Source organism: Shimia fortis (assembly GCF_040225985.1).
Taxonomy (GTDB): Bacteria; Pseudomonadota; Alphaproteobacteria; order Rhodobacterales; family Rhodobacteraceae; genus Shimia.
Genome location: NZ_JBBPEU010000007.1, coordinates 82,084 through 102,691 on the forward strand (window position 1 = coordinate 82,084; position 20,608 = coordinate 102,691).

Genomic DNA, 20,608 nt, shown 5'->3' on the forward strand with positions numbered 1-20,608 from the left:
GCCTAGCGGCAATAGGGGCCGCCACGGTGCTTGGCGATGTCAAAGTGGAAATGGTCTTTATGGTAACGGTCGGCATTCGGGCCCAGCACGGTGCCGAACGGGCCACAGGCCTGCTTGTGCATCCTGCGCAACATCTTGCCTTTCCGCCCCTTGCCCCAGTCGCGAAGTACGGAAATCGTGTCTCCGTTCTTGAGATGCAAGGCGCTGATGTCGATCGCACGTCCCTTGCCATGTTCCGAGATTTTCGCACCGGGGCGGTTGTTGCGGGTACGGCAGGCATATCCCGCCGCCACCTTGAGTTCGACAACCCCGCCGCCATAGCGTTTGACCGATTTGGACATGCCCCCATCGACCCATTTCTTGAGCGCACGGGCGGTGTCGCACTCCATCACGGCAGGGGTGCTGAGCTTGACGCCCGACACCTCGTAAAGACGGATGGCGCCCTTGTCGATGCCGCACCCGCTCAGCCGTCCGGCGACGGCCCCGACTTCGAGACCGCGCAGGTTCCGGTCCTTGCAGACCTTGCCGACCCGTGTGCTTCTGACACGGGACGCGGAGTTGGTCTCTCTGGGTTCGGGGTCGAGATCCCGTGGTGAACTGGCTGGCACGACACCACGGTCTGTCAGGGTCTTTGAAAGAGGGTCCGGGCTGGTACGCGTGTTGGCCGCCGCTGCCACGGGCGCGCTGCGCGTGGTGCGGGCCTTTGGCCTCACGGATTCATCCGGTGCAAAACTAGGCAAGGCGGGGGGAAAGACATCCTCGCGCGACACGGGGCGCAGCGATGTGTCAGGGGCCCCTGCCGCCGCTGCCGTCGCCAGCAGCAAAACCGCAAGTCCCGCCCTGCGGATCATGCCTTGGGGGCCCCGCGCCCGAAATCGGGGGCCTCGGTGTCCTGTCCCGCCTCGATGATGCCCCGGCGGATGGCGCGGGTATGCGTAAAATAGTCAAACAGGGTGTCACCGTCGCCGGTGCGGATGGCCCGTTGCAGCGCAAAGAGTTCTTCGGTGAAACGGCCCAGGATTTCCAGCGTGGCATCCTTGTTGTTCAGGAACACGTCGCGCCACATGGTGGGGTCGCTGGCCGCGATCCGTGTGAAATCGCGAAACCCCGCCGCCGAATACTTGATGACCTCACTGTCGGTCACACGCCGCAGATCATCCGCCACACCGACCATGGTATAGGCGATCAGGTGCGGCGCGTGGCTGGTCACTGCCAGTACGAGGTCGTGGTGATCGGCATCCATTTCATCGACATTGGCGCCCATGCCTTCCCAAAGCGCACGCAGGCGGGCCACGGCGGTGGGATCGGTGCTCTGATAGGCGGGCACGATGATGCACCAACGGTTGTCATACAATTCGGCAAACCCGGAATCGGGGCCTGAATGTTCGGTCCCGGCCAACGGGTGCGCGGGCACGAAATGCACACTGTCGGGCAAATGCGGGGCAACGGCCTCTATCACCGCGCGTTTCACGGAGCCCACATCCGATACGGTAGCCCCTGCTTTCAGGCCCGGCGCGATATCTGCGGCCACGGCCCCCATGGCGCCCACAGGCACGCAAAGCACGACAAGGTCGGCGTCCTGCACGGCCTCAAGCGCCGTGTCACAGACCCGGTCACACAGGCCGATTTCCCGCGCCCGATCCCGCGTCGCGGCCGAGCGGGCATAGCCCGTGACCTCGCCCGCCAGCCCTGCCCGCTTGATCGCCCAGAACATCGACGAAGCAATCAGCCCAAGCCCGATCAGGGCGACACGTTCATAGACCGGTGCGTTCATCTGGCACCGCCCTTGAACTGGCCGATGGCATGGGCCACGCGCCGACAGCCCGCCTCGTCCCCGACGGTGATCCGCAGGCAATTGGCCAGTCCGTACCCCGTGGTCCGGCGCACGATCAGGCCCTGCGATTTCAGGTAATCGTCACAGGCCTCGGCCTCGGCCTGCGATGCAAAGCGCGCCAGAATGAAGTTGGCGCAGGACGTATCTGACGGCACGCCCAGTTCGGCGAGCGCCTCGGCCAGCCAGGCGCGCAGCCGCGCATTGTCCACGCGACATTTCTCGACAAATGCCTGATCGCGCACCGCGGCCTCGGCCACGGCAAGCTGCAGCGTGGACAGGTTGAAGGGCTGGCGGACGCGGTTCAGCACGTCAATGATCTCTTGCGAGGCATAGCCCCAGCCGATCCGCAAACCGCCCAACCCGTAAATCTTGGAAAAGGTGCGGGTCATGATGACATTGTCCTGCGCATCGACCAAAGCCGCGCCGCCGTCGAAACCTTCGACATATTCGGTATAAGCCCCGTCATGCACGAGGATCGCGCCCTTGGGCAGCCCGGCCGCCAGACGCGCGATTTCATTACTGCCAACCATCGTGCCGGTAGGGTTGGCAGGGTTGGCAATAAACACGATCCGCGTCTTTTCGGTGCAGGCATCCAGAATGGCATCCACATCCACCACGCGTTCGCGTTCGGGCACCTTGACCGGCGTCGCCCCAACCGCGTGCGCCAGGATCGGATACATGGAAAACCCGTGCTCGGTATAGATCACCTCGTCGCCCGGTCCGGCATAGCACTGGGCGATGAATTGCAGCACCTCGTCCGAGCCCACGCCACAGATGATGCGCGCGGCGTCCAGATCGTGCACCTCGGCAATCGCGGCGCGCAGGTCGGCATGATCCGTGCTGGGATAGCGATGCAGGTTGTGGCCTGCCTTGGCCACGGCTTCCTTGGCCGCGTCCGAACACCCGTAAGGGTTTTCGTTTGACGACAGTTTGACGACATCACTGACACCCTCGACGGTGGCCTTGCCCCCGACATAGAGTTCGATCTCCATGATCCCCGGCTGCGGTTCAATACGCGACATTCAATAGTCTCCTGCTATGCCCGTTCTCATATCCCCGGCGCGCACGGTTTGAAAGAACAGAACACACGATTGCGCATGGTTGCGTGATTGTGGTCACGCCCGGCATTTGGTTACCTCTTGGACCGTGCCGTCAGATAGTCCATCAGCGCCATAAGAACACCTGACAGGACAAAAACCATGTGGATCACGACCAGCCACATCAGTTCTGCGTCACTGAAGGACAATTCCCCCTTGGCTTTACCGAGCTCCATGAACCTTTTGAGCAGGTGAATGGCCGAAATCGCCACGATCGAGGCGATCAGCTTCATCTTGAGGCCGGAAAAGTTGACGGTGCCCATCCATTCCAGCCGTTCGGACGTTTCGCTTACGTCGAGCTTCGACACGAAACTCTCATACCCCGAGAACAGCACGATCAAGAGCAGGTTTCCCGCGAGGGTCAGGTCGATCAGGGTCAATACCACAAGTATCACCTTATCCGCCGACATGGACGGCACCTGCGGCAGATAGATCGCCAGTTCATGCACGAAGACATAGACCAGCATGGCCAACGCCACCACAAGACCCAGATACATCGGCGCCATCAGCCAGCGCGATCCGAACAGGGTTTTCTCGATGCCTTTCTCGATCGGGTTGGCCATCTGTGCTCTCCTTATCTCTGCCGCCCTTCCCATAAGAGCAGAACGCCGGACGCGCAACATTCACGACGCGCCCTTTTTTCCCGGGTGATATTCCCGACAACTCTTTTTTGTATGGGGGGGACGGGGGCAGCGCCCCCGGTCGGCACGACACAAAAAGAAAACCCGCAGCATTCCGGCTGCGGGTTTCCAAAAAATCGTCGGGTCGGCGAAGATTAGTTCTTCGCGTAGAATTCGACCACGAGGTTCGGTTCCATCATGACCGGGTACGGCACATCCGACAGGCCCGGGGTGCGTACGAAGGTGGCGGTCATCTTCGAGTGGTCGGCGTCGATGTAATCCGGAACATCACGCTCGGGCAGAGCAACGGCTTCGAGAAGAACGGCCAGCTGCTTGGAGCGGTCACGCACTTCGATCACGTCGCCTTCCTTAACGCGGTAGGACGGGATGTTGACCTTCTTGCCGTTCACCTTGACGTGGCCGTGGTTCACGAACTGACGGGCTGCGAACACGGTGGGCACGAATTTGGCGCGGTAAACAACGGCGTCCAGACGACGCTCGAGCAGACCAATCAGGTTTTCACCGGTGTCACCTTTGACACGTTCCGCTTCGGCGTAGATGCGGCGGAACATTTTCTCGGTCATGTCGCCGTAATAGCCTTTCAGCTTCTGCTTGGCGCGCAGCTGCAGACCGAAGTCCGACATCTTGCCCTTGCGGCGTTGACCGTGCTGGCCGGGGCCATATTCGCGACGGTTGACGGGGGATTTGGGGCGGCCCCAAATGTTTTCGCCCATGCGGCGATCAATTTTGTACTTGGCAGTCGTGCGTTTGGTCACGGCTGATCTCCTTCGTTCAGGTTTCGAAGGGCGTTGTCCTCTTGCCGGATTTTGCCGACATGACAGGCATCCCCTTGCGGGGGCCACCAACACCAATGAAGCCGCGCTTCTATACGATCATGTGGCAGAGTCAAGCGCTCTTGCAGCACGGTGGTGAGGTAGTTTGAAGAGTGATGCTATGGGAAATGGCATGTCACTAATTCTGACATAACGCCCTACATATCCCACTGATCGCTCAGCACGGCTGCAGACCCGATCCTGACTTACGAGCCCCGCACAGCACTTGAAGCGTTAGGACGTACGGCGGCCAGTTTCAGCGCACCCAAGCGATCCTGCTATTTGGTAACGAGTGGGCGTTTGCCCAGTAGTGCAACGCCTCAATTTCAAGAACAAGTATTGCCTACATAGAAAACGCCCCGCGAAAACATGAACGACAAGGCAGCCGTTTTCGAACAGCTAGCGATTTCACCGGTTTCCACAAACGACGAGATCATCAAACAATGGGCATCCATTCATACAAGTCGAGCGGTGCGCGCAGCCACCGCATCGCTCGGAAGCAAAGTAGCTTCGAAACGAAGCCATGTTTTTTGACTTTGTCCAGATTTCCAACAATGAGGAGTGTTCGTTGAGTTGATCTCCGCTTGCGAGTCCACTCTGAAAGGAACACGGATGCACCGAGAGGTCTTCTGAAACATACATCGAAAACCTTCCCGCGTCGCATGCGTCGACCATTGACGGATTGGCGTTGGTGCGAGCGAAAACGCCGCTGACGCAGCAGGCATCGAAACCAACCTTTAGTTTACGTTGGCCTGAAGTTGCCAGTTCAAAGAATTCGTCCAGCCGATCGCTGTTTCGCAGCATTTTCTTCTCAAACACCTTTCGGCCAGACGGCTTGTAGTTCAAAAAGATAATGGCATTAATACCTCTCAAGAAACTTGGTGGCTCCTTGAGCCACCTAATCGCTGTGTCGATGCTTTCGGCATCCAAAATAAAGTGCACGTTTATCTTGATGCCTGACGCCGCCAGCGTCTCTATCGTCTCTGCGGTTTCATCATAGGGTTCGTAGGCAGAAACAGCGACGGCCCCGCAGTGCTTTCGCGTTGCCTTAAGAATATCATCGGTGAGCCCCCGACCGTTTGTCGTATAATTCGGCACTATTCCTTTAGCGGCAGTGTATTCGAGAATCTCAACAAAGTCTGGGTGTTGGTTTGGGTTGCCACCGCCCAAGGCAACTTGGAATGTACCCATTTTGGCTGCCTGGTCGATGACATTTTTGTAATCGACCAACGCCATATGTTTTCCGCGCTTGGTCGAGGACTTATAGCAAAATGCACAACCTTTGTCGCACCAGTTTGTTATTGAGATGTCCATCAACTCTGGGCCATGAGGCGACCAGAAAGGGTCTTTAGAGCCCTTGTCCGGAATTCGCGCGAAGAAGCCCGTGTCCGAGTTAAAAAAGGACGTGTAACCAAGGCTTTTGTAACGATTAGCTTTCAGCAAACGAAGTCACCAATAGTTGTTATATGCGTTGATATAAAACTTGTCAGAATCGATCTCGAACATCGCCATACAAAGAAGTGATTCAGCGAGAGGCCCATCGCTATCGAGTGTGCCCGTCGCTACGTTTTTCCCTTGATCAAGCGCATCCTTCATCTTTTGGATGACCTCTGGAGTGTATTCGTGTGTTCCAGCGAGGTTGTCGGCAGCCTCCTTGGATGTGACGCTGGCTCCATTGCGCATAGCTGAGATTATTTCCCCATACATCTGCGCGAACAAATCTCCGACGGGGCCGTCCCGGTCCACCCCGGCGGCTTCTAGAAAAAGGTCTTCGGTCAAATCGATGTCAGAGATGTACACGAAAGATGTCGAAGAGCTGTTTGAAACGAAATCAAGTTTGATCTTCATTTTGTGCCCTTTCCAGTTCCCCAATGCACTGAAGCACTGTGTCCAGTTTGTTGTCCTCGTACATTTCGTCAACGACTTGAGGCAACGATGTCACCAAGTAAATCCGTTCATGCTCCAAGTCGTCATCGCTGAGAACCTCTCCATAAGTGATCTCAATATAATCGGCCAACTTGGCGTACTCGACCGAGTAGTATCTTTCGAATTCCCTCTTCACTTCAATGGAGTGGGTAAAAAACGCGTCATAGACGTTACCGAAGAAGTGTTCGCCTAAACCGCCACTGGACACGCCTAGCTTCGCAAGAAAGGCGTCCTTGCGTGGTTCCCATGATGTTGGAAGGATCAGTTTGATCTCATCTCTCATGTGGCTGCCTGTTCTTCTTCGATTTCCGCCACGCATGTCTGAACCCCGTCGGAACTCGCATTTCGGCACACGCTGATTGCGTCATGGAATTCTTGAACCGCCGCCCTGCTTGAAAAGAGGTTTTTGGTTGCCTCTCGCTCGTCCCAACGCGCAAAGGGAGCAAAGTACAGCGCCACAGCCAGCGCAGGACCACCAATGCCAACTTGCTGGTCGTCATCAAGTTCGATCAAACTTGTTAGCAAGCCGCTCACTCTATCCCTCCACTCACTGCCGCGATAGTCTTCTGAACGCGAGAACATTGCTTTAGTAAATTCTTCCAAGGCGACATCTTCCAAATCGCAAAGATGATCCAAGAGAATTTCAACATTGAGATGATCCGAAGCTTCGCGCTTCCTAAACAAGAACCAAGACAATTGGCGAAGTTCGCGCTCTACTGTCAGATTGGCCAACATCGACTTCACCCGTGCGGTATCCTCGGGCGTCTGGATGTCGGCAGATAGCATGGTTAAGTTGTTGAGGTAATGCCGATCAAAGTCATCAAAGGCTTCACATGTTTCAATAACTCGGTCGCATCTTTTCTTCCTCGCCAGAACATAGGCATACCGGAAGAAGCCTTCGTAAATCGGCCACTTGCAAACTCTCTCAAACAACTCATCGACCTTCTCAGGGGTCGATGGCGCCATTTCAACAACTGTGAAATGCGCCAGCAAGAAATCCCTCATTTCATCATATGTGAAAGAGATGTTTTCGACCCCCAGTGACGCAAGCCCTGTTGGCGGGACCTCTCTCCTCAGAATGATATCTTCTCCAACAAGTTTTTCGAAAATCTCTGTCTCCGTTTCATCAAATCCTTCCATCGGAAGCTGTGCAAAATCCTCGTTTTCCAACATACGAGCACAGATTTTATAGATCGAAGCCATTGCTGTCCGGCGTGCAGGGGCCGGAAACTCACCAATCTTCATCGTCAGATATTCTTCGAAGATATCTCCTTTGTAGATATCTGGCACGTAGCCAATGCTCTTGCCCTCGTGAATGTCGCAGAAAATTCTGAGCAAGATGAGGTCATTCTTCAAAAATTCTTTCGCCAAATTTGAAAGGCTTGCATCAATCTGAAAATGGTCAAGATAAGAGCAAAGAAGGCGATCTTTATTGTCCTCAGACATCTTGTTCCGAAGGTCTTGTACCCGATACAGATGCTCCGTGAACTCAGGTTCAAACAACCCGGAAAACTTGTGATCAAAAAATTCGTTGCGGCAGGTTACGATTATCTTGACGAAGTCATACTGGACCAATGCCTCCAGAAACACTCGAAGTTCAGAGACAAAGCCGTCTAAGTCTCCAACTTCGTTGATGCCATCAATTGCAATGATAAATGGCTTCCCAAATTCCTCCGCCACACTGTTGAACAAGGTAAGTAGTTCACGGAGATCGCGGACATCAGGCGCGAATCGGTTGTTCGTGATGTAAGACTGAATCCGGTTTGGGCCGGGGAAATCGTTCAGCTTCCTAGCGGGAATAAAAACTGTTGGAATCCGGAACTTTCTGAACTGATTTTCCACCAAATCGCAAACGAAGTTTGTTTTTCCCTGTCCGGCCATTCCTGTTACTAGAAAAATTTTTGCTTGAGCGATGCCGATTTTCTTGGAGATGTCGTCAAGAGCACGAAGCACCCCGTACCCACTAGACTCTATGTTGTAGCGGAACACTGTCCAAAATCCGGTAAGATAGTCCTTCGGCACGTACCGTTCGGCACGTTCGCCGTATGAAAACTTAGAAACTTGCTCTTTGAGCTTTGTTATCTCGGCATGTTGCTTCGCAAGGCGATCTCGCAATTTGAACAGATTTTCCGGGTGGGCGAGACAATGTAACTCGCCAAGGTCACAGTCTATTTCCTCAATCTGCGCCATTCCCAAGAGTTCGTTAAGGCCCTCTATGCTGACGCGACCGAGCTCGTCATCTATCCTTCTGTAGAAGAACATCGGGTTTGCGAAAAATCGCATTTCTTCCTTTGTTTTTGTGGTCTCCACGAACACGGACGGGATGTATTTTTTTGTTCGTTTTTCCTCTTCAATTTTCTGAGCGCTCACGAGCAAGAAATCATCCAGCTCGGAGCGAAATCTGGTTCTGGAGTCTGCCTTTGCGAACTCGGCCTCAAGGTGGTCAACGATTATCTGGATCTTCTCATTGGGAAGTTGGTCAAGTAACTGGGCCAAGTCTCGAAAGTCTAGGATGTCGCGCGACGGGTCAAATTTGATTGGTAGGCCAGCAATGGTCGTTTCAAGTGCCTTAGAAGTATAAGTTTTCTGCCTCTCGGTTAGCACGTAAACAAAAACCCGGTCAAAATCTGTTTCAAGGCCATGCGATTCGAACTTTTCGAGTGTCTTGTTGATTTTACCACTGGTAGCATCAGAGGTGACTTGAACCGAGGTTCGAGTAGTATTGCATCCCAAATCCACCGCGGGGAAATTCATTTGAATTCGGTTCTGATTCTTCAGATCGGGGCAGTCCAAAGTCGTAGCAAGAATTGGGATCAGAAAGTCTTCCGCTACAGTGTTGATGTCAAACAAGCCCATGGCGTTTGACACACGCACTTCGCATGCGAAGCGCGCCAGCAAAGAGGCAGACTTCTGAAGGAGTTCTAGTCTTGTCATAGGCTCCGTTTCTGCTCTGTTCTCGGTTGGTCCAAACCGGAACGTTTCGGTCTTTTCGCAACCCACTCTTATTGCAGCTCAACTTATAGCTGCGGCGACAATCTGACAACACTTGAGCTGGCGACCAATAGAGAAGTCGATGTGTTCACACGCTTCTTGGTCATTCAATTTTCGAATTCTGTTGGAACAGCAACTTGTGAACACGGGGAACATTGCTGAGGGTCGTTGTGAGGCCGAAAATCAACGTTGTACAGGGGCAGAAGTAAGTTTTGTCCCAGATTACAATATATCTCTACAACAGTTTGAAGTTGTCACTTCAGAAAGAAATTATATGGCCGAGGCAATACGAAAAATGCCGAACTGTTGGAGCTTTCAGTTCAAAAGCAGAAGGTTTGATCTCCTTGGGCCTTGCGGCCCCCTGTAACCGCTCTTCCGATATGAACCGATACATATGCTGCAGATCGAGTGATTGTAGGGGTGAAAAGTTTCGGCAAGCTTGGTCGCTTCTTCCAGCGTGCTACAAGGGTGCCAATGGCCTGGTGTCGTCTTACCCCGATGATGGCCCTGACCGAGATTACAGTGCACGCAATCCGCCCTGTGCACCTTGGAGTGGTGCCTTTCGCTAGAGAAGACCCAATATGGGCTGTAGTCTTTCTGAGGCACCACAACTAGGTCGCGGTTCTTGGCTAGATTGCTCAACTTTTCCTGTTCGCGACGTCGCGACAGAAACTCGTCCATCAAGTGGATCAGGTCTTTCGGCGCCCGTACCCTGTCAGTCAAACCAATTTCCATAGCTGGAGTCGCACGCTTTTCTGAAGTCACCTCTCCGGTTTCTCCGCAAATCCTTTGTTGCGCGCGAGGTATCCAGCAGAAGTTGTAGTACATAATGAGAAGCGCCAAGTGCCTTTCGTGGCTTTTTCGGTTCTTTGAAAAGGCGTTGGTCTTCCGGCCAAGGCGTTTGTTCCACATCCGAGCCGTCAAGTTGAAACGTTCAATGTAGGATGTACTTACGTCTGACATGAGCGGATCACCTATGAGTATTCTTTTGTCCGCGCCCGCGTATCTACTTGCGGGCGTTGGCTCGCCTTTCTCATCCAGTCTGTCATATTGTTTGACGAGCATCGCCTGATTGATTTCGTCGCCAAAAAATGACTTCAGCAGCTTCCTTATATGCCATGAGCCCATCGGTTATGATCGTTGGTCTGTAGGCTAAGCTGCCATTGTCCCCCTGCGCCAACTTGGAACGTAAAGCGGAAAAAAATTTCGTGGCGTGGGGGAGTTTACGGTCGCCGATATGGTGGGCGAGAACAAATCGGCTCTTGGCGCAAATGGCAAGATACACCCACGCCGTACCTGCCCCCGCCAAAGGTCGGGTCATGCGATAAACGTTTTTCTGCTTTGCGCCAACAAACGAGTAAAGCTCATCTGCTTGAATAACGGGCGCTTCAAGTTGCCTGAGCGAACCAAGGTAGTCTATGGCCATGTCGCCCGCGTCACGGAAGAGCTTTTGTACCGTCTTGTTGCTGACCTCGAAAACCTCTTCGCACGCACGTTGTGATGCACCCTTGCACAAAGAATTCAGAATCTGGGTGCGCGTGAGCGTGTTCAAACGGTTCATTGGCCCTTCCATTATGCAACATTTCGTAGACATACTAACTTCTACGTGATATCGCAACTAATAAACGTTGCATTGCAACGATAAAAATGCAAGGACACACCATGATTACCAACGGCGCTTACTTGGTATCAAAGGCCGAACTATCTTCGGCGGAAATTGAACGTGCTTGCGATCTTCCCCAAACACTGCTTCGAAGCTGGAGAAGTCGTGGTTGCGCACCAAAAAACACTGGGGGTACGAGGTACTCTTGTTCTTTGGAGGATGCCGCAAAACTTTTGCTGCTTTCGTCGGGTTCCAAGCTAGGTATCAGCCCTATTGAGATTACACCTCTCTTGGATCGCAGGCCGCAAACACTGGTGTATTTTGCACTAATGGGTTGCGACGGAGCATGTGAGTTTCGTGGGCCACGTAAGAAAGTTGAGAACGTGGTTGCGCGCTTCAACGATAGCGATCAGCTACCATTTCAATTTTCATTGGCAGACGATGTTTCTCGGTTCATGGTCTACCATGGGAAAGGGCGTTTTGAGGTTGTTAGCGATCTGCAAGCAATGCTTGAAGCGGAAAGCGCAAGCCAGTTCGCCGTAATTGACCTCATGGTGTTGGGGCGCAAATTCGCCGAAGAACTCGGCAGACCCATTCTTACTGTAGTTCTCCCATCCGACGGCGATGAAGCTGAAATTCGCCGATTGTCGAATGGTCGCCCGCCCCTAACGATTTTGTAGATGGCGGCTGCTGGAAACGCCTGTTTCAAACTGAGCGCATCGATTCAGAGCGCAGTTCTGGGCGCTCATGGCGAAGGCGGCAGTAATTCTGGCCATGTCATTTCCCATAGCACCGTTTCTCAAACTACCTCACCACCTGCAGCACTTGATCCAATACCTGCTGAACAGCGAACGCAATAGCCATCGGGAAAGCAAGCAGCCCCGCGGATCAGGCCGCCTCGTGCTGAAGGATCGCCGCCTCGCTGGCGCTCAGGTTGCGGCGGGCATAGGGGCCATAGCTGTTCAGATCGAATTCCAGGTCCGGCATCATGTTCAGAAGACGCGTCCGGTCCGTGTCAGTCAATGTCGATAGGGCGGCATTGGCGGGATGGAAGCTCTCGGTTTCGACGCCATTGGCCCAGAGAATCTGGTGCCGGGGCAACAGGAGGTGGATATAGGTCACCTCGCGCATGGCATAATCCACGACCACGTTCGAGCTGTTGACCAGTTCACGGGCCGAGACCAGCACCTCGGGCGTGTTGAACAGCGCGCGCGCGGCGGGGCCCTTCACAAGCATCCGGTGCTCGGGCGAAACGATCAGTTCTTCGTCAGGGCGTTCGATCCCCAGCGCACCGGCCTTGATGCGGATCGGCCGTAGCTTGGGCATGGCGAAAAGACGCGCGCCGGTCATGCGGCGGCTGCCGATCCAGCAGACCTCTTCCGCACCGTTGTCCTTGGTCTGGACCTTGTCACCCTCGCGCAGGTCTTCGACCAGTTTCGGCCCCTCGGGGGTCAGGATGCGTGTGCCCGGCGTAAAACAGATGACACCGCCCGTGGCCGGGCCGGTGGTCTGGTTCCGGTCCATGGCATCCAGCGTATGATGCACAACCCACATCTCGGTATCGCGTGGTGGCACCTCATCGAGGAACATCAACAGGGGCTGGCGCCCCTCAACCTCAATCACGGTGACTGTAAAACTCTGCGCGCCGTTGGTGACAACAAATCCGCCATCAACCAGCGGTTCCTCGACCTCGATTTCATCCAGCCGCCGTGACTCGTCGATAGCTGCCCCAACCAGCCGTCGCACCATCCGGGCGGCTCTTTTACGAATGTTTGCCTCGTCCTCGGACACATCAAGACATAACAGCTCGGTAGGGCCGTCCACGCGCACGGCTTCCCCACGCCATGACCACACCGCGCCCGTTTCGAGCGACTGCACCGGTGCGGCCCCAAGGCCGTCTAGTTCTGTTTGTGACCAGGATATGACAAACGTGCCGCGAAAGCCCGTCTTCATTGCCTGATAACCTGCCATTAGTTTTTTTATTGGCTAAAGGTTAACAAACCCGATTCGCTGTGAAAAGACCCAAATTCTTTTTTTAAAATGTGTGGTTATTAATCGACATTGATGTTGATGGCGCGGATGACCTGGCCCTCTCGCTGGGCGACGAATTTTTTCCAATACAGGTCAGGCCATGAAACATGGACCATTTCAGAGCCTACATGCCTTGCGCAGACACGCCACAGCCCCGGGAAACCTTTAGAGAGTTTCAAAAGAAAAGGGGCGGCCAGGCCGCCCCGTGTCACCCATACTCAGGCCGTCAGCCGCATTTCGAGTAGCCGCAACTGGCGCAGGTCATGCAGCCTTCGACCATGCGCATGTCATACTGGCCGCAAGACGGGCAGGCCTTGCCGCGCGGGGCTTCGCCCACGACCATGACCTCGGATTGCGGATCGGTCTTGAGGCCCATGCCTTCACCTTCGATGAACCCGATGGCGATCATGTGGCGCTCGATCACGCCGCCGATGGCCGCGAGGATCGACGGGATGTATTTGCCCTCCATCCATGCACCGCCGCGCGGATCGAACACGGCTTTCAATTCCTCGACCACGAAAGATACGTCACCGCCGCGACGGAATACGGCCGAGATCATGCGGGTCAGCGCCAGAGTCCAGGCGTAGTGCTCCATGTTCTTGGAGTTGATGAACACTTCGAACGGGCGGCGGTGGCCATTGATGATGACGTCGTTCACGGTGAGGTAAATCGCGTGCTCGCTGTCGGGCCACTTGAGCTTGTAAGTCGCGCCTTCCAGCGATTGCGGACGTTCGAGCGGTTCGGACATATAGATGACCTCGCCATCCGTCACGTGATCTTCGGGCTTTTCGCCGGGGGCGTTCTCGGCCGTTTCCGACACCGCGAGAACCGAACCGGTCACATCGTTCGGGCGGTAGGTGGTGCAGCCTTTGCAGCCGGTGTCCCATGCTTGCATGTAGACATCCTTGAACGCATCGAACGAGATGTCCTCGGGACAGTTGATGGTTTTCGAGATCGACGAGTCGATCCACGATTGAGCCGCGGCCTGCATCCGCACGTGCGCCGCAGGTTCCAGCGTTTGCGCGTTCACGAAATAGTCGGGCAGTTCCTTGTCGCCGAACTTGTCGCGCCACATCTGCACGGCATAGTCGACCACCTCTTCTTCGGTGCGCGAGCCGTCCTTTTGCAGCACCTTGCGGGTGTAGGCATAGGCAAACACGGGTTCGATCCCCGAAGACACGTTACCTGCATATAGGCTGATCGTGCCGGTGGGCGCGATCGAGGTGAGCAGCGCGTTGCGGATTCCGTGTTCGGCGATCGCGGCCTTCACGTCGTCATCCAGATGCGCGACCAGACCGCCATTGACATACTTATCCTTGTCAAACAGCGGGAAGACGCCTTTTTCACGGGCCAGATCGACCGAGGCCAGATAGGATGCGCGCGCAATCGCTTTCATCCAGGCTTCGGTCTGCTCGGCTGCTTCCTCGGTGCCGTATTTCAGGCCCAGCATCAGAAGCGCGTCGGCAAGACCGGTCACCCCAAGACCGATGCGGCGCTTGTTCTGGGCTTCCTGCGCCTGTTCGGGCAGCGGGAATTTCGAGGCGTCCACCACGTTATCCATCATGCGCACGGCGGTGGCCACAAGATCGGTCAGGGCTTCCTGGTTCAGCTCGGCGTTGGTCTCGAAGGGGTTGCTGACCAGTCGGGCCAGGTTGATCGAACCCAAGAGGCAGGCACCATAGGGCGGCAGGGGCTGTTCGCCACAAGGATTGGTCGCCGCGATGGTTTCGCAATAGCCCAGATTATTCATCTGGTTGATGCGGTCGATGAAAATCACGCCCGGTTCGGCATAGTCATAGGTCGACTGCATGATCTTGTTCCAGAGGTCGCGCGCCTCGACCGTGTGATAGACCTTGTCGCCGAATTTCAGTTCCCACGAACCATCATTCTTGACCGCTTCCATGAAGTCATCGGTGACCAGAACCGACATGTTGAACATGCGCAGACGGGCCGGGTCGGATTTGGCGGTGATGAACTGCTCGATATCGGGATGGTCACAGCGCATGGTGGCCATCATGGCCCCTCGGCGCGATCCGGCAGACATGATCGTGCGGCACATCGCATCCCACACATCCATGAAAGACAGGGGGCCGGACGCATCCGCAGCCACACCTTTGACGTCTGCACCCCGTGGGCGAATTGTCGAGAAATCATAGCCGATGCCACCGCCCTGCTGCATGGTCAGCGCGGCCTCTTTCAGCATGTCAAAGATCCCGCCCATGCTGTCGGGGATCGTGCCCATGACGAAACAGTTGAACAGGGTCACGTTCCGGGCGGTGCCGGCACCGGCGGTGATGCGGCCTGCGGGCAGGTATTTGAAGTCTTCCAGCGCGGCATAGAATTTCTCTTCCCAATGCGCCGGATCTTTTTCCACCCGCGCCAGATCGCGCGCGATGCGGCGCCAAGTGTCCTCGACCGTGATATCGATCGGTTTGCCGTCCGCTTCCTTGAAGCGATATTTCATATCCCAAATCTGTTCGGCGATGGGGGCGGCAAAGCGTGTCATAGGCGAATCCTGTTGTCTCTGGTGGCAGCTTGAGTGGCGCTCTGGTTACTACGCGACGCGTCGGGGTCTCAACGTAAAATTGGCCGCGCGGAAGATTTTATTTCTTGACGGACGGTCACTTTACCACAAGACCTTGCCCACACCAACAGAAGACCTACTATATGAGGGTCGTGGAATATAAGGAATCCCCTCGCCTTGGCCCAGCATGTCAATCTCGTAAAGCTCAGTGTCGGCAGCGAAAATCCCGAGAGCCTTGCCGCGTGGCAGGCGACGCGCGCGGCCCAGACCGGTGACGGGCATCCACAGCATGTCACCCGTATGTGGCCCAAGCGTGAAAAAGAGATTTTGAACGGCGGCTCAATCTACTGGGTTATCAAGGGCGCGATTCAATGTCGGCAACGCATCCTGCGTCTGGACGAGGTGATCGGCAGCGACGGGATTCGTCGCTGCGCCATCGTGCTTGACCCCGAAATCATCCTGACCGAAACGGCGCTGCGCCGCCCGTTTCAGGGCTGGCGCTATCTGCCTGCCGAAGACAGTCCAGCAGATTTGCGCGGAAAACGCCGGCAGGAAGACGACCTGCCGGCCGAACTGGCCGCGGCACTGGCTGAAATTGGCGTGCGGTGAAAACCGGCCAGCGCCCTTAATCGCGGTCCAGTTTTTCCAGAAGCACCTTCAGCGTCTCGCGCTCGTCCGCGTTCAGTTTCGCCTTGCGCGACCGGAAAAGCGTGGCCTGCGATTGCAGCGCCATCCCGTTTGACAGAATCTTGAGGTGGTTCGCACGCAGGGTATCCCCGGTCGAGGTGATGTCGGCAACCGCTTCGGCGGTCAGGTTCTTGACCGTGCCCTCGGTCGCGCCCTGACTGTCGACAAGCTGGTAATCAGCCACGCCATTGTCTCGCAGGAATTCCCGCACAAGACGGTGATACTTGGTCGCGATGCGCAGCCGGAAGCCATGTTCCGCACGGAAAGCCGCCGCTGCCGCATCAAGATCGTCCAGCGTGTCCACATCGACCCAGCAATTCGGGACGGCGATGATCAGGTCCGCCTGCCCGAAGCCCAGCAACGCGAGTTCCTCGACCTGCTGCTCCCACTGGCCCAGTTTTTCACGCACGAGATCGGTGCCGGTCACGCCCAGATGGATACGCCCCGCCGCCAGTTCGCGGGGGATTTCCCCTGCCGACAGCAGCACCAGTTCCACGCCATCGATCCCTTCGACCGACCCGGCGTATTCCCGATCCGACCCGGACCGCGCCAGACCGATGCCACGCGCGCCGAACCAGTCAAAGGTCTTTTCCATCAGGCGACCCTTGGACGGCACTCCCAGTTTGATCGTCATAGCGCGCCCTCCAGTTTCAGGACCAGACCCGGACGGATCACGCCGCCCACTGCCGGAATTTCACGCCCCTGCCCCAACACGCGGGTCAGCGCATCATAGCGCCCCCCGGTCGCGATGGGCGGCAGGTCCGCACGGCCCGGCGCATAAAACCCGAACACGAACCCGTCGTAATATTCCATCGAAGTGCGGCCATAGCTGGCCTCGAATTCGAGGTTGTCCACATCGACCCCGCGCGAGGCCAGCGCCTCGATCCGGTCCTTGAGCGTGAACACCGCCTCGGTGATGGCAGGCATGTCCACGGCGATGTCGCGCAGATGTTCCAGCGCAAAGGGCAGCTTCTCGCGCACGCCCAGCAGCGCCTCGATCAGCGCGACCTGCCCCGCCGCCAAAGGCGGTGTTTCGGCGTCTTCTTTCAAGGCGGCAATGCGCGCCGCGATTTCCTGTTCCGAGCGCAGGCCGATCATCGGGAAATCGGTATCCATCGGGTTCGGCGTCGCGATCAGGGCCGCGCGGGTGGCAGGCATCTCGGTGCGCCCCGAAAACCGGTCCAGCAACTGCCGGAACCGGCGCGGTCGCCAGATATGGCGCAACAGGGCACCCTTGCGCCGTTCGGTGGTTTCAAGCCCGGCCACCGCCGCCTTGAGGATACCGATATCGCCCGTTGCGGCCCGCAGGTCGAGCGGGGCCAGCACAGTCTGCATCAGGGCAAAGACCTCGGCATCGGACGAGGCGGGGTTTTCGCGCTCGAACACCTCATATCCGACCTGCATGTATTCATTGTCGCGGCTCGGGTCTTCGTCCTGCCGCCGGAACACCTGGCCGGAATAAGTATAGCGCGCGGGTTCCGCCCCGTGGTCCATGTGCATCTGCACCACCGGCACGGTAAAATCGGGCCGCAGCATTTGTTCGCCGCGCAACGTGTCCGAGGTCACGTAGGCGCGGCCGCGGATATCTTCGCCATAAAGGTCCAACAACACCTCGGCAGGTTGCAGCAACGAGGTTTCCACGGGCGTCGCGCCGGCCTCTTCAAAGAACGCCTGTATCTCGGCGGCCCGGGCGCGGATCATGGCTTTGGTCGGCATCACTCACCCTGCCCTTCAAGGATTTCGCGCACCTTGGCAACCAGTTGATCGCGCGGCACCTCGAACTGGCTGGGGCGCTCTTTCCATTCTTCCAGCGTCGCGCTTTCGGCGATCTTGGCGCCCAGCACCAGATCCTTGATCTGAATCACGCCCCGGTCTTTTTCATCCCCGCCTTCGATCACGGCCACGGGGCTGTTGCGCTTGTCAGCGTATTTCAACTGGTTGCCAAAATTCTTGGGGTTGCCCAGATACACCTCGGACCGGATGCCCGCATTGCGCAGCTCGGCCACCATCGCCTGATAATCGGCCATGCGCGCCTTATCCATCACGGTCACAACCACCGGACCAACCGAGGTTCCGCCCATGCGGCCCTTTTCACGCAGCGCCGCCAACAGACGGTCCACACCAATCGACACGCCGGTCGCAGGCACGGCCTGACCTGTGAAACGCTTGACGAGATCGTCATAACGTCCACCACCAGACACGGACCCGAACTGGCGCTTGCGTCCCTTTTCGTCAAAGATTTCAAAGGTCAACTCGGCCTCGTAAACCGGGCCGGTATAGTATCCCAGACCACGCACGATGCTCGGGTCGATCTCGATCCGGTCCGCGCCATAGCCACCCGCATCCAGCAACTCGGCAATCTGTTCCAGCTCTGCAATCCCTTCGGCCCCAACCGCAGACGCCCCAACGGCACCGCGCAGGTTTTCAAAGGTCTTGGACACGTCGGCCGCTTTTGAAGTCAGAAAGGCAATTACAGGCTCGGCCTGATCTTCGGACAGACCCACGCCGTCAATGAACGCCCCCGAGGCATCGAGACGCCCCTTGGTCAGCAATTCACGCACGCCCTGTTCGCCCACCTTGTCGAACTTGTCGATGGTGCGCAGCACGTTGTCCTTAGCCGCCTGATCTTCGCCAAGGCCCATCACTTCGAGCACGCCATTCATGACCTTGCGGTTGTTCACGCGCACCAGGTAATCGCCGCGCGGAATCCCAACGGTTTCCAGCGTGTCCGACAGCATGGCGCAAATTTCCGCGTCCGCCGCCATGGACGCCGTGCCCACGGTATCCGCATCGCATTGATAAAACTGGCGAAACCGGCCCGGACCCGGCTTTTCGTTGCGCCAGACCGGCCCCATCGCATAGCGGCGATAGGGCGTCGGCAGATCATTGCGATACTGCGCATAGACGCGAGCCAAAGGCGCGGTCAGGTCATAGCGCAGTGCCATCCAATCGCCCTTGTCGTTCTCGTCAAATTCCTGCCACGCGAACACGCCTTCGTTGGGGCGGTCGACATCGGGCAGGAACTTGCCCAGCGCCTCGACAGTTTCCACCGCCGACGATTCCAGCGCCTCGAACCCGTAATGATGATAGACCCCGGCGATCTGTTGCAGCATATGGCTGCGCTCGGTCACCTCGTGGCCGAAATAGTCGCGGAACCCCTTGGGCGTCTCGGCCTTGGGGCGGGGGGCTTTCTTCACTTTGGCCATGTGTCATGGTCCTTTCGGGTTTAACTCGCCCGTGCGTTTACCCAATGCCCCGCACGGGGGCAAGCGAACCCTTGATGACAAAGCGCCCCGCCCCCTGTGGTGTGCGCTCAGATATCCGCAAAATCTCCGCCGCGCCCCTTTCCGCCGGCAAAACGGGCCGCGCCATGCTGACCCTCTTTCAAGAAGGTGCCATACGACCGCCACTCGCGGCGCAGGGCCGACGCCAGTTTTTCCCCCGACATCCGTGCCGACACATGATCGGCGCGCATACAGGCCTGAGGAAAGGGCACAAGGCTTTCGGCCAGTTGCATAGCCGCAGCAAGGGCCTGATTTTCTGGTACAATTCTATCGACCAGCCCCATGTTAAAGGCCTCGGACGCGCCCACGGGGCGGCCGGTCAAAATCAGATCATTGGCGCGGCCCTGCCCCAGAATGCGGGGCAACCGGATGGTGCCGCCGTCGATCAGGGGCACGCCCCAACGGCGGCAGAACACGCCGAACGTGGCGGTTTCGGCGGCGACACGCATGTCGCACCACGCGGCAAGTTCGATCCCGCCAGCCACGGCATAGCCTTCCACGGCGGCGATCACGGGCTTGGTCAGCATCAGCCGCGACGGCCCCATCGGCCCCGGCAAAGGCCGCGTGCGCGCGTTGCTCCAGTCATCGGGGATCTGCACATCGGCAATCCAATCCTGCCCCGCGCCGGTGGCCGCGGATTTGAGGTCAAACCCCGCACAAAAGCTGCCTGCCTCGCCAGTCAAGATCGCGACGTCGACGGCTTCATCTACGTCAAACGCCTGAAAAGCCTCATATAAAGCCCGCGCCGTCTCGGGGTTGACTGCGTTGCGCGCAGCGGCCCGGCGGATGGTCACCACGCGGACACGGCCCCGTGTCTCAACAGAAATCGTCATGTGAAATCCTCCTCGATGACAGGGAAGCATCCCCTGGCGCACCAATCAACGCAAACCCCACGTCGCTTGACCCGGACCGCCCCGCCGCCTATCGAGAGACCATGAAAAAGCTGGAAGAACAGATCGCTCACCTAACCCGCACAGTCGAAGACCTGTCAGAAGTCGTGGCGCGGCAGGATCAGGAAATCACCTTGCTGACAAACCGTGTACGGATGCTGATGGAACGCGAGGCCGAGCGCGAGGCGGCAGGCACAGGCGGTATCGTTCTGGGTGACGAACGCCCGCCGCATTACTGAAACTATAGGGTTTGTACGCATTTCAGCCCCCCGCCTGACCATTTTGTAC

General features: G+C 57.0%; 19 protein-coding genes. 3 read left to right on the forward strand and 16 right to left on the reverse strand.

Features of this window, described 5'->3' with window-relative positions; translation table 11 throughout:
- Window positions 1-2: 2 nt before the first annotated feature.
- The 10 genes from WNE31_RS11985 to WNE31_RS12030 all read right to left on the reverse strand — a co-directional run bounded on the left by WNE31_RS11985 (window position 3) and on the right by WNE31_RS12030 (window position 10,862).
- Window positions 3-851 (reverse strand): extensin-like domain-containing protein, encoded by an 849-nt coding sequence (locus WNE31_RS11985; RefSeq protein ID WP_349980018.1) that lies wholly within the window; start codon window positions 849-851, stop codon window positions 3-5.
- Entirely contained in the window at window positions 848-1,774 is a 927-nt protein-coding gene (locus WNE31_RS11990; RefSeq protein WP_349980019.1) for a prephenate/arogenate dehydrogenase family protein, read from the reverse strand. The genes WNE31_RS11985 and WNE31_RS11990 overlap by 4 nt, the downstream gene beginning before the upstream one ends.
- A complete protein-coding gene (gene hisC, locus WNE31_RS11995; RefSeq protein ID WP_349980020.1) occupies window positions 1,771-2,856 on the reverse strand; it encodes a histidinol-phosphate transaminase in 1,086 nt (361 codons plus the stop codon). The genes WNE31_RS11990 and hisC overlap by 4 nt, the downstream gene beginning before the upstream one ends.
- A gap of 110 nt (window positions 2,857-2,966) precedes the next feature.
- Complete coding sequence (locus tag WNE31_RS12000; protein WP_463407432.1) at window positions 2,967-3,494, reverse strand: TIGR00645 family protein; 528 nt, start codon at window positions 3,492-3,494, stop codon at window positions 2,967-2,969.
- 212 nt (window positions 3,495-3,706) lie between these two features.
- The gene (gene rpsD, locus WNE31_RS12005) at window positions 3,707-4,327 is read right to left on the reverse strand and encodes a 30S ribosomal protein S4 (protein WP_349980021.1); all 621 of its coding nucleotides are present in this window, start codon (window positions 4,325-4,327) and stop codon (window positions 3,707-3,709) included.
- 465 nt (window positions 4,328-4,792) lie between these two features.
- Entirely contained in the window at window positions 4,793-5,827 is a 1,035-nt protein-coding gene (locus WNE31_RS12010; protein WP_349980022.1) for a radical SAM/SPASM domain-containing protein, read from the reverse strand.
- Between the two features lie 6 nt (window positions 5,828-5,833).
- Window positions 5,834-6,232: a hypothetical protein gene (locus WNE31_RS12015; RefSeq protein WP_349980023.1), complete on the reverse strand. Its 399-nt coding sequence runs from the start codon at window positions 6,230-6,232 to the stop codon at window positions 5,834-5,836.
- Window positions 6,216-6,593 (reverse strand): hypothetical protein, encoded by a 378-nt coding sequence (locus tag WNE31_RS12020; RefSeq protein ID WP_349980024.1) that lies wholly within the window; start codon window positions 6,591-6,593, stop codon window positions 6,216-6,218. Before WNE31_RS12020 ends, WNE31_RS12015 begins: the two co-directional genes overlap by 17 nt.
- A complete protein-coding gene (locus WNE31_RS12025) occupies window positions 6,590-9,244 on the reverse strand; it encodes an SMEK domain-containing protein (RefSeq protein ID WP_349980025.1) in 2,655 nt (884 codons plus the stop codon). The genes WNE31_RS12020 and WNE31_RS12025 overlap by 4 nt, the downstream gene beginning before the upstream one ends.
- A gap of 1,102 nt (window positions 9,245-10,346) precedes the next feature.
- Window positions 10,347-10,862, reverse strand: coding sequence for a hypothetical protein (locus tag WNE31_RS12030; RefSeq protein ID WP_349980026.1), 516 nt, complete (start codon window positions 10,860-10,862; stop codon window positions 10,347-10,349).
- 101 nt (window positions 10,863-10,963) lie between these two features.
- Here WNE31_RS12030 and WNE31_RS12035 point away from each other — a divergent pair, with 101 nt between their 5' ends.
- Entirely contained in the window at window positions 10,964-11,584 is a 621-nt protein-coding gene (locus WNE31_RS12035) for a hypothetical protein (protein ID WP_349980028.1), read from the forward strand.
- A gap of 208 nt (window positions 11,585-11,792) precedes the next feature.
- On the opposite strand, the gene WNE31_RS12040 is transcribed toward WNE31_RS12035, so the two are convergent.
- Window positions 11,793-12,857, reverse strand: coding sequence for a Hint domain-containing protein (locus tag WNE31_RS12040; protein WP_349980029.1), 1,065 nt, complete (start codon window positions 12,855-12,857; stop codon window positions 11,793-11,795).
- Between the two features lie 304 nt (window positions 12,858-13,161).
- Window positions 13,162-15,441, reverse strand: a complete 2,280-nt coding sequence (locus tag WNE31_RS12045) for an adenosylcobalamin-dependent ribonucleoside-diphosphate reductase (RefSeq protein WP_349980030.1) — start codon at window positions 15,439-15,441, stop codon at window positions 13,162-13,164.
- 195 nt (window positions 15,442-15,636) lie between these two features.
- On the opposite strand from WNE31_RS12045, the gene WNE31_RS12050 reads away from it, so the two are divergent.
- The gene (locus WNE31_RS12050; RefSeq protein WP_349980031.1) at window positions 15,637-16,068 is read left to right on the forward strand and encodes a DUF1489 family protein; all 432 of its coding nucleotides are present in this window, start codon (window positions 15,637-15,639) and stop codon (window positions 16,066-16,068) included.
- Window positions 16,069-16,084: 16 nt separating this feature from the next.
- Here the strand turns inward: WNE31_RS12050 and hisG are convergent, their stop codons facing one another.
- The 4 genes from hisG to WNE31_RS12070 form a co-directional block, all read right to left on the reverse strand.
- Entirely contained in the window at window positions 16,085-16,780 is a 696-nt protein-coding gene (gene hisG / locus WNE31_RS12055) for an ATP phosphoribosyltransferase (RefSeq protein ID WP_349980032.1), read from the reverse strand.
- The gene (locus WNE31_RS12060; protein WP_349980033.1) at window positions 16,777-17,862 is read right to left on the reverse strand and encodes an ATP phosphoribosyltransferase regulatory subunit; all 1,086 of its coding nucleotides are present in this window, start codon (window positions 17,860-17,862) and stop codon (window positions 16,777-16,779) included. Before WNE31_RS12060 ends, hisG begins: the two co-directional genes overlap by 4 nt.
- Entirely contained in the window at window positions 17,862-19,352 is a 1,491-nt protein-coding gene (gene hisS / locus WNE31_RS12065; RefSeq protein ID WP_349980034.1) for a histidine--tRNA ligase, read from the reverse strand. The genes WNE31_RS12060 and hisS overlap by 1 nt, the downstream gene beginning before the upstream one ends.
- Before the next feature lie 107 nt (window positions 19,353-19,459).
- Window positions 19,460-20,263, reverse strand: a complete 804-nt coding sequence (locus WNE31_RS12070; RefSeq protein ID WP_349980035.1) for a crotonase/enoyl-CoA hydratase family protein — start codon at window positions 20,261-20,263, stop codon at window positions 19,460-19,462.
- Between the two features lie 101 nt (window positions 20,264-20,364).
- On the opposite strand from WNE31_RS12070, the gene WNE31_RS12075 reads away from it, so the two are divergent.
- A complete protein-coding gene (locus tag WNE31_RS12075) occupies window positions 20,365-20,559 on the forward strand; it encodes a SlyX family protein (protein WP_349980036.1) in 195 nt (64 codons plus the stop codon).
- Window positions 20,560-20,608: the final 49 nt, after the last annotated feature.